This is a genomic window from Billgrantia desiderata, assembly GCF_900108215.1.
In the GTDB taxonomy this organism is placed as follows: domain Bacteria; phylum Pseudomonadota; class Gammaproteobacteria; order Pseudomonadales; family Halomonadaceae; genus Halomonas; species Halomonas desiderata.
The window spans coordinates 31,139-43,610 of the sequence record NZ_FNVC01000034.1 but is presented as its reverse complement, the minus strand read 5'-3'; the positions used below and the strand labels follow the sequence as shown (position 1 = coordinate 43,610).

Genomic DNA, 12,472 nt, shown 5'->3' with positions numbered 1-12,472 from the left:
GAACAACGTCCAGTTCAAGGACGGCGAGCCCTTGACCGATCAGTCAGACAGGACTGCCGCCTGACTTGCCGTACACAGGATTTGACAATAACTCCCAAGGCATGGCATACCTCCGAATGATGTATTTCAAACCTTGGCGGTTTGCGACCGCCTTCATTGCAAAAAGGGTTGTGGCGTAGTTTCAAACGTAGCGCCTGGCGGTATTGGCGCGGTGTCTGATTGTGGTATCGTTGGAAAGCACGACTGAACGCGGAATGGTTCTGGTAGCCGCACTGGCTGGCAATGGTTCGTATCGAAAGTGGAGTCAAGGCCAGCAGACGAGCTGCCTTCTCCAGGCGTAAACTGTCGCGGTATGCACTTGGGGACAGGCCGAAGCACTGCTTGAACCTGCGCCGGACCTGTGAGGTCGAATAACCGAGTCGGCTGGCGAGGTCTTCGATTCCCTGCTGGCTCTCCAAATGATCCTGCAGCCAGATCTCCGCCCGCATCATCTCGTTAAACATAACTGTCCCTTGCTTGATTCGGCAGCAACGTCTCGTTTGCTGCGTCTGCCAACACACTGGTGCCCTCACTGGCGCCTGGGCAGAGCCCGGCAGGCATAACGCCCGCTTTTCTTATGGCTTTTATGCACCTCTTTATGCGCTGTGGGGGGATGCAAAGGCAAGTTCGGTTATCGAGTTTGACTGTTTGTGCATAGTACGTACTGGGAATGATACGCAGCTCCTTTACGTCAGGCAGCCTCTGCTTTTAGCTTAGCGCAACGTCGTTTCTTCGCTATACAGGGGTTTAGCGGTATACTGGGGCTCTTCGACAGCAGGTGCCGCTGGGGAGGCCAGCCGGTACTTGAGTAAAAACGGATACACATGAGAAACCAAAAACCCAACCGTTCCATGGATGAGCGCGAAAAACTGCGCAAGTTTCGAGAACTGGACGACGCCTTTGCCGAGGCGCTGCGCGAGCTGGAAAAGCCCAATCCGAAGCTCGATATCCCCACGGGGCCGCCGGTGCGTAGCCTGGCGGAGCTGGAAGCGGAAGAGCAGCAGCAGCGGCAGCAAGTCTTCGAGCAGCGGCTCAAGTCGCTGATGAACGAATACGCACAGCCCAGGGAAAGCGTGACAGTCCTGCTGCGCACCTTGCAGACCCTTGGGCGCATTGCCTGATCTGCAGTCGTCTATGACCTACTTCCTGGTGATGGGTAGCCTGGCGCTATCCGTCCTGTTCACGCTGGGGTGGGCGCTTTCCCGCCTGCTGCGCTGGGTGGCTTCCGGCCTCTCGCTTGGCGTCGGCAAGGGGAGTGCCAGGTCCCGGCGCTCGGCAGGGCGCGGTAGCCGGGCCGCCAAAACCGCCAAACCCAAACCCAAGCCCAGGGCCAGCGCAAAAGCCGCTGCCAAGGCTGGGGCAACCGCCAAGGCCAAGCCTGTCGGCGAGCCCTGGCGTATCACCCGGCATCTGGCCGAATGGCGCTCCAGTACCGCGCTGGCGCTCGTCGCTGCGCTCACCTACCTCGTGGCACGCCTGGCCGAACACGGCATGAGCTATCGTCCGCCCCATACCCTGCCAAGCGGATTCAGTACCTTACTGCTCGGCCTCGGTTGGCTTTCCGCCGGTTTGATCCTGCTTGCGCTGCTGCATCGGTTGGCAGTGTGGCGCTGCCGTTGATCCAGCGTCGGTCAGCTGTATGGCATGGGTTTGTAACACGAAAGACTGGCAGCGCCCTCATGATCCAGAACTAATTGAACAACTGCTTGAGTTGTCAAGATAATTTGCGCGCAAGTAGCGGTAGAGCATCCCGCGCAAGTGCCGTAGAATTCGGCTATTCCAATAACAATATCCGGCAGGGAGAAGGGGAGTGCCGTACGAACCGTTAGCAGGCGATTCGTAGCGCTGCCTGAAGTGTCGAGCCCCAGCTCGACGAGGGACCGAGAAAGCACTGCCCAGGGCTTGGAGCGCCTGTGGCTTTTTCGTACGCGTTTGCGCACGCCCCGTCCCGGCACATGATATCGCTACGTGACCAGGGCCAGGGAAACGCCCGGAACAATCCCTGGGCGGTAGCGTGCCTGGGCGGGCAGCTGGCGAAGAGAGCTACCGTTCAGGACCTACGCTCGGCCAGGCTAGTTAAAGGCCGAATGCCGAAAAGTAAAAATTCCGTTGTTCAGCTAACAAAAAAGGCTCTTCCTAGCGCAGCGCACCTGCGTGGAGGCACCTGAATACGTAAGGAAACGAACCGCGTGAAACTGCTGATTACTGGCATTGCCGGCTTTATCGGCCACGCAGTGGCCAAACGCCTGAGCGGGCAGGGGCATGAGATCGTCGGCATCGACAATCTCAACACCTACTACGACGTCTCGCTCAAGCAGGCGCGGCTGAACGACCTGGCCGATTACCACGACATCCGCTTCATTCATCTCGATCTCGGCGATCGGGAAAAGATGGCTGCGCTGTTTCGCGAGAACGAGTTCGACCGCGTGATCCATCTGGCCGCCCAGGCCGGGGTGCGTTACTCGCTGGAAAACCCTCATGTATACGCCGACTCCAACCTCATCGGCCATCTCAACGTGCTGGAGGGTTGCCGGCAGCACAAGGTAGGGCACCTGGTGTACGCCTCCTCGAGTTCGGTGTACGGCATGAACGCCAAGACACCGTTCGCCACCAGCGACAGCGTGGACCACCCCGTCAGCCTCTACGCGGCCACCAAGAAGGCCAACGAGCTGATGAGCCACACCTACGCCCATCTTTACGGCGTACCGATGACGGGGCTGCGCTTCTTCACCGTATACGGCCCCTGGGGCCGGCCCGACATGGCCATCTTCAAGTTCGTCAAGGCGATGTTCGAAGGCAAGCCGATCCAGGTGTACAACCACGGCGACATGTCGCGGGACTTCACCTACATAGACGACATCGTCGAGGGCATCGTGCGTATCGCTGATGTGATACCCCAGCCCAACCCCGACCGCGCCACCGCCACCGCCCGGCCCGACCTGAGCACCGCCCCATACGCGCTCTACAATATCGGCTACGGCGCCCCGGTCTCGCTGATGAGCTTCATCCGCGCGTTGGAAAACGCCACCGGGCGCGAAGCCATCTGCGAATACCTGCCCATGCAGCCCGGCGACGTCCCGCGCACCTGGGCCGACACCGAAGCGCTGCTCAAGGCCACCGGTTACCGGCCCAAGATGCAGGTGGAAGAGGGCGTGAAGCGCTTCGTGGAGTGGTATCGAGATTTCTACCAGGTATAAGCCACTCGGCATGGAAAGCCTTGCTAGCACGGGTCAGTTTCCCAGTATCAGCCACCACGGCGGCGGGGCGGGTGTCACCGGCAGCTGCCACCGCCTGCAGATAGCAGCGGATCGCGCCCTACTGGTGGATTGCGGCCTGTTTCAGGGCCAGGATGCCGATCACCTCGAAAGCCTCGAGCAACACACCGTGCGCTTCCCGGTGGAAGACGTGCTGGCGCTGGTGGTCACCCATGTGCACATCGACCACATCGGCCGGCTGCCCTACCTGCTGGCGGCGGGCTATAAGGGGCCGATTCTCTGCTCGGTGCCATCCCAGCGGCTACTGCCATTGGTCATAGAAGATGCGCTTAGGGTCGGCTTCACCCGCGACCGGGCCCTGATCGAACGCTTTCTGGCCGAAGTGGAAGGGCGCCTGGTAGCGCTGGAGTACAAGCAGTGGCACACCGTACTCGACGACGAGCGCCACCGCATTCGCGTCAAGCTGCAGCGCGCCGGTCACATCCTCGGCTCTGCCTACGTGGAAGTGGAAACGCACGACAAGGCCAATGGGCAGGGCCAGCGTACCGTTTTTTCAGGCGACCTGGGCGCGCCCCATGCACCGCTGCTGCCCGCGCCCAAGCCGCCGTACCGGGCTGACGTGCTGGTGCTGGAAGCCACCTACGGCGACCGCCTGCACGAAGACAGAGTGCACCGCCGCCAGCGGCTCAAGGCCGCCATCGACAGAGCGCTGGAGAACGGCGGTACCGTGGTGATACCCGCCTTCAGCGTAGGCCGCACCCAGGAGCTGCTCTACGAACTGGAAGGGCTGATACACGACGCACGCAGCGAACGCTGGCGCGAGCTCGAAATCATCGTCGACTCGCCCCTGGCCGCGCGTTTCACTGAAGTTTACCGCGAGCTCAAGCCCTGGTGGGATGCCGAAGCCCACCGCCGCCTGCGCAGCGGCCGCCACCCGCTCAGCTTCGAGAACCTCTACACCGTAGACGACCACACCGCCCACGAGCGCACCGTGGCCTACCTGGCCGAGAGCGGCAGGCCCGCGGTGGTAATCGCCGCCAGCGGCATGGTCAGCGGCGGCAGAGTGGTCAACTACCTCAAGCGCATGCTGCCCGACGAACGCCACTGCGTGCTCTTCACCGGCTACCAGGCCCAGGGCACCCCGGGGCGCGACATACAGCGCTACGGGCCCAGCGGCGGCTGGGTGGAACTGGAAGGCCAGCGCATCGAGATACGCGCCCGCGTGGAAACCGTGAACGGCTACTCGGCCCATGCCGATCAGCACGACCTGCTCAACTTCGTACGCCGCATGCGCCACCCACCCCGGGAAGTGCGCCTGGTACACGGCGACGCCCACGCCCAGGCTGCGCTCAAGGCCAAGCTGCTGGCATGGGCCGAAGGGGCTGAGCATGAAATGAGCGTAACGCTGGGTGGCGACCACCTTGCCGAAGCGGCTGAAGACACGACTGCTTTAGCCACGGTGTGATAGGGACCGTACTCCTCGTACATCCGCACCATGCCAGCTATATCTCTTTGAAAGGAACCTTATAAAGGAACGGCGATGAACGTTACCGTATTCGGAACTGGCTACGTGGGCCTGGTACAGGGGGCCGTGCTGGCCGATGTTGGCCACCACGTAGTGTGCGTAGACGTGGATGCCAATAAGGTGGAGCGCCTGAATCAGGGCGATATTCCTATCTACGAACCGGGGCTGGAACCGCTGGTAAAGGAGAACCATGCCGCCGGGCGGCTCCGCTTTACCACAGATGCCGCCGAAGGCATCAAGCACGGTCAGGTCCAGTTCATTGCCGTTGGCACCCCGCCGGACGAAGACGGCAGCGCCGATCTCAAGTACGTGCTGACCGTGGCCGAAACCATTGCCCAGCACATGGAGCGTGACCTGGTCATTATCAACAAATCCACCGTGCCGGTTGGCACAGCCGACAAAGTGCGAGACAAGGTGGATGGCGTGCTTGAGTCCCGTGGCCGCAAGGACCTGCGCTTCGACGTAGTCTCCAACCCCGAGTTTCTGAAAGAGGGCAGTGCGGTAAGCGACTGCCAGCGGCCGGACCGCATCATCATCGGTACCGAGAGCCGCATCGCCGAAGACATGCTGCGCGAACTCTATGCCCCTTTCAGCCGCCAGCAAGACAAGATGATCGTCATGGACGTGCGCAGTGCCGAGCTGACCAAGTACGCCGCCAACTGCATGCTGGCCACCAAGATCAGCTTCATGAACGAAATGGCCAACCTGGCCGAGCGCCTCGGGGCGGATATCGAGATGGTGCGCCAGGGCATCGGCTCCGACCCGCGAATTGGCTACCACTTCATCTACCCCGGTGTGGGCTATGGCGGCTCCTGCTTCCCCAAGGACGTACAGGCGCTGATCCGCACCGCCGGCGATATCGACTTCGACGCCAAGGTGCTCAAGGCCGTGGAAGCCCGTAACGAGGAACAGAAAACCACCCTGTTCCAGAAGATACACAAGCACTACCAGGGCAACCTGGCCGGCAAGACTTTCGCCATCTGGGGCCTGGCCTTCAAGCCCAACACCGACGATATGCGCGAAGCCCCCAGCCGCGTGCTGATGGAAGCCCTATGGCAAGCCGGTGCCAAGGTGCAGGCCTATGACCCGGAAGCCATGGAAGAAACCCAGCGCATTTACGGCAATCGCGACGACCTCACCCTGTGCGGCACCAAGGAGACCGCCCTGCGTGGCGCCGATGCCTTGGCAATCGTGACCGAATGGCAGAGCTTCCGCGCGCCGGATTTCGAGCTGATCAAGCAGCAGCTCACAGAACCGCTCATCTTCGACGGGCGCAACATGTTCGAGCCCCGCAGAATGGCGATCAAGGGGTTCAGGTATTTTTCCATCGGGCGTTAACCCCTTTTTCTTAGAAGCCGCGGGCGCCGTTTGTTCAGTTTTCGTTACCAATTCCATGCGCGCTTACTTGCTGCTCGAACGCGTTCGCGTCGGCATCAGTCTTGCCTGGCGCGGCAATAATTCCCCCGGAAAGTTAACGACCCCCACCCGGAACTGGAGCAACACTCGCTCCGGGAGGCTGCACTCGATGAGTGAATGCCTGAGCAGGAGTGAGACATGAGGCCGACCCGTGCCCAGATCATCTACTTGACAGTCATACTGCTGATCCTGGCAGCGGCGATCGCCTTTTCGATATGGATCTACCAGGCGCGGCAAGGCGTCGATCTGGTGTCGTTCACGGTGTCCATGGTGTCGTTTGGCATCTCGATGCTGGCGCTGTTCATCGCTCTTCAAACGTATATATCGATCGACAGCGTCAATAAGATCTCTCGTATGGACGGCAACATCCTCGACAACGAGTATTACGTTACCTCAGTGCCGGAACTGCTCAAGCGTTTCAATGCACATGATGAGCGATCACTTCAGGATGCGCTCTTTTCCAGCATCGAGAGGAAGCTCAAGAGGGAATCCGCCACCGCAGTGGATTTCGCCGATACCCTCCAGTACATGGTGGACCTGATTGTGCTGTTTCCAGCGGTATTCAGTGCTGCCGCGATCGATCCTCAGCAATACCAGGCAAGGATGAACGCGCTGCTGACGATGGCTGATAGGCGCAAGGCGGTGCTGCACTCGGTCAATAAGGGGGCGGCGATCCAGATCAACGAGGTGGTCAAACTGTTTAAGGGTGTGGTGACTTACCAGCGACTGGTTGCGGAAGGGGACTTCAAGGTACATGGTGAACTGCTCGACGTACGCGGGCCCATCCTGCGCAACCCGGTGACGCGCACGGTCTATCACAACTATCTCGGCCTCTTCTACAACAAGAAGGGCATGCACCGGATACGCGAAGGCCTGCAACTCGGCGAGAAGGATCTGCTTTCGCTCGACGGTGTCGAGGCGCTGAGCCGACGGGGTTGCGAGCTAGCCCCCGACTGCAGGGAGGAAGTGATCATGCACCTGCGCGCGGCACTGGGTCAGTTCGACAAGGCGCTGGAGGCAAGTGGCGAGGACGACATGTGGCTGGGATTCATTCGTTATAACCAGGCTCGGACGCTCTTCGTGCTGGGACGCTTCGTCGACGTCGACGCTTGGCAGCCGGTGATGGAGGAAGCCATTCGCGCCCGCAATCAGCTCAACTACCTAATCGGGGAAGTGCTGGGCCCCACTGGGCCCGAGGCGACCCATCTGCAGGCTTTCTTCCTCTCCCAGGAGGAGCTGGCACGACTGATGAATCTCAACTTTCTCATGGGAGTGGCACCGGCGGGGCAACCTATCGTTTATCGCGGACACGACGTGCTGGCGCTTACGGCCGATGAGCTGGAGGAGCTGCTGAGACCGTGCCCACGCTTCCCCCAGGTGCCACGCTATCAGCAAGCACTGCTGGCGCGGCTTGCGCGTTGATCCGCCGGCTCGCTGCTGTATGTTTCTTCATCCAAGAATCCTGGCAGCAGCGTATCCGTTTCCTTTGAAGTAACGACATGACACCACTCTGTACCATCATTGTTCCCGTGTACGAACACTGGAACCTGATCCCTACCTTGCTTAAATGCTTGCAATCCCAGACGCTGAACCAGGAAACGTTTGAGGTGCTTCTGGTCGACAACGGATCGACGAACTTTGCCCCTCCCCCCGAGCTGCCGGCTAACACTCGCATTCTGCACTGTGCCACCCCCGGTTCCTACGCAGCCCGCAATCAGGCCTTGCTGGCGGCGCGGGGCGAGTGGCTGATATTCACCGATGCCGACTGCTTGCCTCGCGCAGAATGGCTTGAAGCGCTGATGCGGCAGGCAGATCGTCTGAAAGGTAATGATGTCGTTCTGGCTGGGGCTGTCGAGATGAAGCCCAGCGGCGCTCATCCATCGATATACGAGATGTACGACCTGGTGAAGGGAATCCCCCAAGCCTGGTATGTCTCACGTGGTTATGCGGTAACCGCCAATCTAGCCGTACCCGCCGAACTGGCTAGAAGGCTCGGCGGCTTCGAGGCCAAGCGCTTCTCCGGGGGCGATTCGGACTTCGTGAGGCGTGCCGTTGCTGAGGGCGCATCGTTACACTACGTAGCAGAGGCCATGGTCGAGCATCCGGCACGGGATAGCTGGGCCGCCATCGCCACCAAGGCACGCCGCATCAAGGGCGGGCAGCTCACCGCCGGCACCTCCCGCCAGCGCGCCTTGTGGCTCTTCCGCACCTTCACGCCACCGCTTCTGGCCTGGTATCGATTTCTGCTGAAATCACGCCAGCCCTGGCTCTACCGCCTGATGGCTTCGATCCTGCAAGTCAGGCTATGGGCCGTGGAGGCCCATGAGGCCCTGCGCTTGCTGTTTCGAAGCCGGGCAGAGCGGCGTTGAGTTACCGCTACATAAAACGATTCAAAATCAATTAAATGATTGACAGGAGAACTGCAATGACCAGTGCTGCCGTTGGAACGGTTCTGGAAGGCACTAAAGGGAGCGTGAAGGCTGAGCGCCTGATCCTGGTGAACTTGTCGGGTACGGAGTGTCATGCCTGGTTGACTGCGATGCGCGATGCCGGACAGCCGTGGCACGAGGAGCTCGTGGATAACCTGGCCAAGGCCAAGGCGTTGCTGCAGGCGCAGCCGAAAGCCCATGCCCTGATCTGTTATGACACCCCGGAGCGTCAGATAGCCAACTGCATCGGTAAGGATCGTGCGCCTTCCCAGGCGCTGGCGAACTGGATGAATCAGGTGGAATCGCTGCTGGAACTGTACCGGGAGCATTATCAGCGCATCACTCTGGCGGGACAAGAAGCCCTCAACGGCAAGCCGAAGGCACTCTTCGAGCATCTCGCAGTGCGCAGCGGAATCGCCCTGGGCCGGGTCACTCCGGAGAAACCTGAGGCGACTGCAGAGCCGGACCCGTCAACGCAGCAACAGTCGGCCGTGAATCGGCTGTTGGCATTGCAGGCCCTGCAGCACCCGCCGGCCCAGCGCCTCGCTGAGGAGCTCGAGGCGAGTTCGCTGCCCCTGCTCGACTCAGCAGAGCTGTTCGATCTGCTCGATAGCACCCATGACATCCTTAAGCAGGTTCCGCAGGGCAAGGCAGAGGCTGAGGGAGAGGACTACCAGGAACTGAAGGCCAAGCTGGAAGACGTCCAGCAGGAGAACGACCTGGTGATCGAACAGCTCCACAAGACCCAGGAAGAACTGGAGCAGTACCTGCTGGGTAACAAACGGGGGCACAGGGTCGAGAAGCTGGAGCGCGATATCCAGAGCAAGAACGAGAAGCTGCACAACTTCTCCCAGAAGAACAAGCAACTGATCGCCAAGCTCAAGTCGGCCAGGCAGGAGCTCAAGGACCTGCGTGGATCGAAGTCCTGGAAGGTGACGGCGCCGTTACGCGCATGCATGAAGGCACTGGGTAGCAAGAAAAGCGGAGCAGCCTGATGGAGCAACATCTGATATCGGCACTGCACAGGGTGGATGGCATCATCCTGCACCTGGGAGCCGGCAAATGTCGTGAGCTGGATACGTACCTGGAAACGGCGGCCGAGCAGATCGTGCTGGTGGAGCCGAATCCAGAGGCCGCTCAGGGCTTGAGGCAGCGAGCCGAGGCTGATCCTCGTGTAAAGGTGATCGAGGCCGCTGTGGCCGGCCAGGGCGGCACTGCCAAGCTGCATCGCTATAACGTCTCAGGTCTGGCGACCCTGCATCCTTTGAAGACACTACCGACTCAGTGGCCGGGGCTGCGCGAGGTCGCCCAGCTACAGGTAAAGGCGCTCGACATGGCCCAACTGCTCGGGCGGGTGACCCTGGCGGAAGATAAACAGCACTGGCTGGTGATCGAGACCCCCGGAGAAGAGAAACAGGTGCTGCGTGCCCTCCGTGAACACGATTTTCCACAGCGGTTCGCACATCTCTCCTTGACCATCGGTAGCCTGACACCGCAGGTAGAGGAGGCCAGGCCTGTGCTTCTCCAGGCCCTGGAGGAGACTGGCTATCGCCTGGAGCACGTGGTGAGCCAGGCGGGTCAGCTGGTCTACCACGCCAAGGGTGATACGCAGTGGAAGATGATCCAGGACCTGAAGGCGTCGCTGAAGAGTGCCGAGGAGGCCAACCAGCGGCTCAAAAATGAGCGCCAAAGTTTAGAGAAGCTGCAGGTAAGTAACGGTAACCTGCAGCAGGAAAACCGCCAGCTGAAGGCCGAAAACGAAGGGATTCAGCAGCGCCAGGCGCTGCTGGAAGATGAGTTACGCAAAGCCGAAGTCCAGGTCGAGCTGATCAAGGAGCTGTTTCTTTCCAAAGAAGACGCAGAGCAGCTTGAAACGAAAGAAAGGGAAGAATGACATGGGGAAGACGTTTTTGATAACCGGTGGCGCCGGATTCATCGGTTCGGCAGTGGTGCGTGAGCTGATCGCTAACACTGACCACCGGGTGGTCAACGTCGATAAGCTCACCTACGCCGGTAACCTGGAGTCTCTGGAGGGTGTGGCCGAAAGTCCCCGTTACGCCTTCCTGCAGGCGGATATTTGCGATGCCCAGGCCATGCACCAAGCCTTCGAGCAATACCAGCCGGATGTGGTCATGCACCTGGCGGCCGAGAGCCATGTAGATCGCTCAATCGATGGGCCTGCTGAATTCATCCAGACCAACGTGGTCGGCACCTCTGTGCTGTTGGAAGCCGCTAGAGGCTACTGGAAGGGGCTGCAGGAGAGTGCCCCAAAGAAGGCGGCAGCATTTCGCTTTCACCATATCTCCACCGACGAAGTATACGGTGACCTGAAAGGTCCGGAAGGACTCTTCACCGAAACGACCCCCTATGCGCCCAGTTCGCCCTACTCGGCCAGCAAGGCGGGCTCCGATCATCTGGTACGCGCCTGGCAGCGTACTTTTGGGCTGCCAACACTGATCACCAACTGCTCCAACAACTACGGGCCTTACCATTTCCCAGAGAAGCTCATCCCACTGATGATCCTCAATGGATTGGCGGGCAAGGCACTGCCGGTGTATGGCGATGGTCAGCAGATCCGTGACTGGCTCTATGTGGAAGACCATGCCCGCGCCCTGATCAAGGTGGCGACCGAAGGCCAGGTAGGGGAGACGTACAACATCGGGGGGCACAACGAGAAGACCAATCTCGAAGTGGTGCAGACCCTCTGTGACCTGCTGCAGGAGCAGCGTCCCAAAACCTCGGGCCACTACCGTGACCTGATCACCTTCGTGGCCGACCGCCCGGGGCACGACCTGCGCTATGCCATCGATGCCGGCAAGATCGAGCGGGACCTTGGCTGGCGGCCGCAGGAAACTTTCGAAACCGGCCTGCGCAAGACGGTGGAGTGGTATCTGGCCAACGAAGGTTGGTGGCAACGCGTGCAGGATGGCAGTTACCAGGGCCAGCGGCTGGGCATGGGGGCATAGCGATGCGAATCTTATTGACCGGTGCCAATGGCCAGGTTGGCTTCGAACTGGAGCGTCAGCTGTGCTTGATGGGAGAGGTGCTGGCACCTAGGCGCCATGAGCTGGATCTGGCCGATCAGGGAGCGGTGGCTGCCTGGCTGGAAGCCAAGCGCCCCGAGCTGATCGTCAATGCGGCGGCCTATACCGCCGTCGATAAGGCAGAAAGCGAACCGGCACTGGCCAGGCGGCTGAATGCAGAATTACCGGCACAGCTGGCGGCCTATGCGGCCGACCAAGAGGTGCCACTGGTGCACTACTCCAGCGATTATGTCTACCCCGGCAATGGCGATCAGCCCTGGCTGGAACGTGATCCAACGGCCCCCCTCAGTGTCTACGGGCAGACCAAGCTGGAAGGCGACCAGGCCATCGAGGCCAGCGGTTGCCAGCATCTGATCTTCCGCACCAGTTGGGTCTACAGCGCGCGCGGCAACAACTTCATGAAGACCATGCTGCGTTTGGGGCGTGAACGTGAAGCGCTTTCCGTGGTGGCGGACCAGATCGGTGCACCCACCCCGGCACGCTTGATCGCTCAGCTGACCGGGCTGGCAATGGAGAGACAGATTCCCTCGGGCACCTACCACCTGGCGCCTCGTGATGAAACCAGTTGGCATGGCTTCGCCTGCGAGATTTTTCGGCTTGCCTTGGCGCGAGGCGAAGCCTTGGCGATTCATCCCTCCAATGTGGCTGCGATTCCTACCCAGGATTATCCTACGCCTGCCCAGCGGCCGTTGAACTCTCGGCTTTCGCTCGGCAAGCTGGAGGCGGCGCTCGGCCTTGAGTTGCCTGACTGGCAACAACAGCTCCAGCTGACGCTGCAGGAATTCCTGGCAGCGTAAACAACAT

At 60.5% G+C, this 12,472-nt stretch carries 12 protein-coding genes; 11 read left to right on the top strand and 1 reads right to left on the bottom strand.

Annotated features, from left to right (window positions below):
- Positions 1-14 precede the first annotated feature (14 nt).
- Positions 15-488, bottom strand: coding sequence for a helix-turn-helix domain-containing protein (locus C4S71_RS21085; RefSeq protein WP_235014754.1), 474 nt, complete (start codon positions 486-488; stop codon positions 15-17).
- A gap of 402 nt (positions 489-890) precedes the next feature.
- On the opposite strand from C4S71_RS21085, the gene C4S71_RS21080 reads away from it, so the two are divergent.
- The 11 genes from C4S71_RS21080 to rfbD all read left to right on the top strand — a co-directional run bounded on the left by C4S71_RS21080 (position 891) and on the right by rfbD (position 12,465).
- Positions 891-1,160, top strand: a complete 270-nt coding sequence (locus C4S71_RS21080) for a hypothetical protein (protein WP_086508904.1) — start codon at positions 891-893, stop codon at positions 1,158-1,160.
- Positions 1,161-1,173: 13 nt separating this feature from the next.
- Entirely contained in the window at positions 1,174-1,659 is a 486-nt protein-coding gene (locus C4S71_RS21075; protein WP_086508903.1) for a hypothetical protein, read from the top strand.
- A gap of 569 nt (positions 1,660-2,228) precedes the next feature.
- Positions 2,229-3,236 (top strand): NAD-dependent epimerase, encoded by a 1,008-nt coding sequence (locus C4S71_RS21070; protein WP_103970457.1) that lies wholly within the window; start codon positions 2,229-2,231, stop codon positions 3,234-3,236.
- A 10-nt stretch (positions 3,237-3,246) separates the two neighbouring features.
- A complete protein-coding gene (locus C4S71_RS21065) occupies positions 3,247-4,719 on the top strand; it encodes an MBL fold metallo-hydrolase RNA specificity domain-containing protein (RefSeq protein WP_103970456.1) in 1,473 nt (490 codons plus the stop codon).
- Positions 4,720-4,794: 75 nt separating this feature from the next.
- Positions 4,795-6,117 (top strand): UDP-glucose dehydrogenase family protein, encoded by a 1,323-nt coding sequence (locus C4S71_RS21060; protein WP_103970455.1) that lies wholly within the window; start codon positions 4,795-4,797, stop codon positions 6,115-6,117.
- A gap of 216 nt (positions 6,118-6,333) precedes the next feature.
- Complete coding sequence (locus C4S71_RS21055) at positions 6,334-7,617, top strand: hypothetical protein (protein WP_103970454.1); 1,284 nt, start codon at positions 6,334-6,336, stop codon at positions 7,615-7,617.
- Positions 7,618-7,694: 77 nt separating this feature from the next.
- Positions 7,695-8,564 (top strand): glycosyltransferase family 2 protein, encoded by an 870-nt coding sequence (locus C4S71_RS21050; RefSeq protein WP_103970453.1) that lies wholly within the window; start codon positions 7,695-7,697, stop codon positions 8,562-8,564.
- Positions 8,565-8,620: 56 nt separating this feature from the next.
- Positions 8,621-9,619: a kinetochore Spc7 family protein gene (locus tag C4S71_RS22660; RefSeq protein ID WP_200825342.1), complete on the top strand. Its 999-nt coding sequence runs from the start codon at positions 8,621-8,623 to the stop codon at positions 9,617-9,619.
- Positions 9,619-10,518, top strand: coding sequence for a class I SAM-dependent methyltransferase (locus tag C4S71_RS21040; RefSeq protein ID WP_103970452.1), 900 nt, complete (start codon positions 9,619-9,621; stop codon positions 10,516-10,518). Before C4S71_RS22660 ends, C4S71_RS21040 begins: the two co-directional genes overlap by 1 nt.
- A 1-nt stretch (position 10,519) precedes the next feature.
- Positions 10,520-11,590, top strand: coding sequence for a dTDP-glucose 4,6-dehydratase (gene rfbB / locus C4S71_RS21035; RefSeq protein WP_103970451.1), 1,071 nt, complete (start codon positions 10,520-10,522; stop codon positions 11,588-11,590).
- Between the two features lie 2 nt (positions 11,591-11,592).
- Positions 11,593-12,465: a dTDP-4-dehydrorhamnose reductase gene (rfbD, locus tag C4S71_RS21030; RefSeq protein ID WP_103970450.1), complete on the top strand. Its 873-nt coding sequence runs from the start codon at positions 11,593-11,595 to the stop codon at positions 12,463-12,465.
- The last annotated feature ends 7 nt before the right edge of the window (positions 12,466-12,472 follow it).

Coding starts and splice junctions, on each gene's coding strand:
- rfbD (WP_103970450.1), top strand. CDS start 11,593: ATGCGAATCTTATTGACCGGTGCCAATGGCCAGGTTGGCTTCGAACTG.
- C4S71_RS21080 (WP_086508904.1), top strand. CDS start 891: ATGGATGAGCGCGAAAAACTGCGCAAGTTTCGAGAACTGGACGACGCC.
- C4S71_RS21060 (WP_103970455.1), top strand. CDS start 4,795: ATGAACGTTACCGTATTCGGAACTGGCTACGTGGGCCTGGTACAGGGG.
- C4S71_RS21055 (WP_103970454.1), top strand. CDS start 6,334: ATGAGGCCGACCCGTGCCCAGATCATCTACTTGACAGTCATACTGCTG.
- C4S71_RS22660 (WP_200825342.1), top strand. CDS start 8,621: ATGACCAGTGCTGCCGTTGGAACGGTTCTGGAAGGCACTAAAGGGAGC.
- C4S71_RS21065 (WP_103970456.1), top strand. CDS start 3,247: ATGGAAAGCCTTGCTAGCACGGGTCAGTTTCCCAGTATCAGCCACCAC.
- rfbB (WP_103970451.1), top strand. CDS start 10,520: ATGGGGAAGACGTTTTTGATAACCGGTGGCGCCGGATTCATCGGTTCG.
- C4S71_RS21085 (WP_235014754.1), bottom strand. CDS start 488: ATGCGGGCGGAGATCTGGCTGCAGGATCATTTGGAGAGCCAGCAGGGA.
- C4S71_RS21075 (WP_086508903.1), top strand. CDS start 1,174: ATGACCTACTTCCTGGTGATGGGTAGCCTGGCGCTATCCGTCCTGTTC.
- C4S71_RS21050 (WP_103970453.1), top strand. CDS start 7,695: ATGACACCACTCTGTACCATCATTGTTCCCGTGTACGAACACTGGAAC.
- C4S71_RS21040 (WP_103970452.1), top strand. CDS start 9,619: ATGGAGCAACATCTGATATCGGCACTGCACAGGGTGGATGGCATCATC.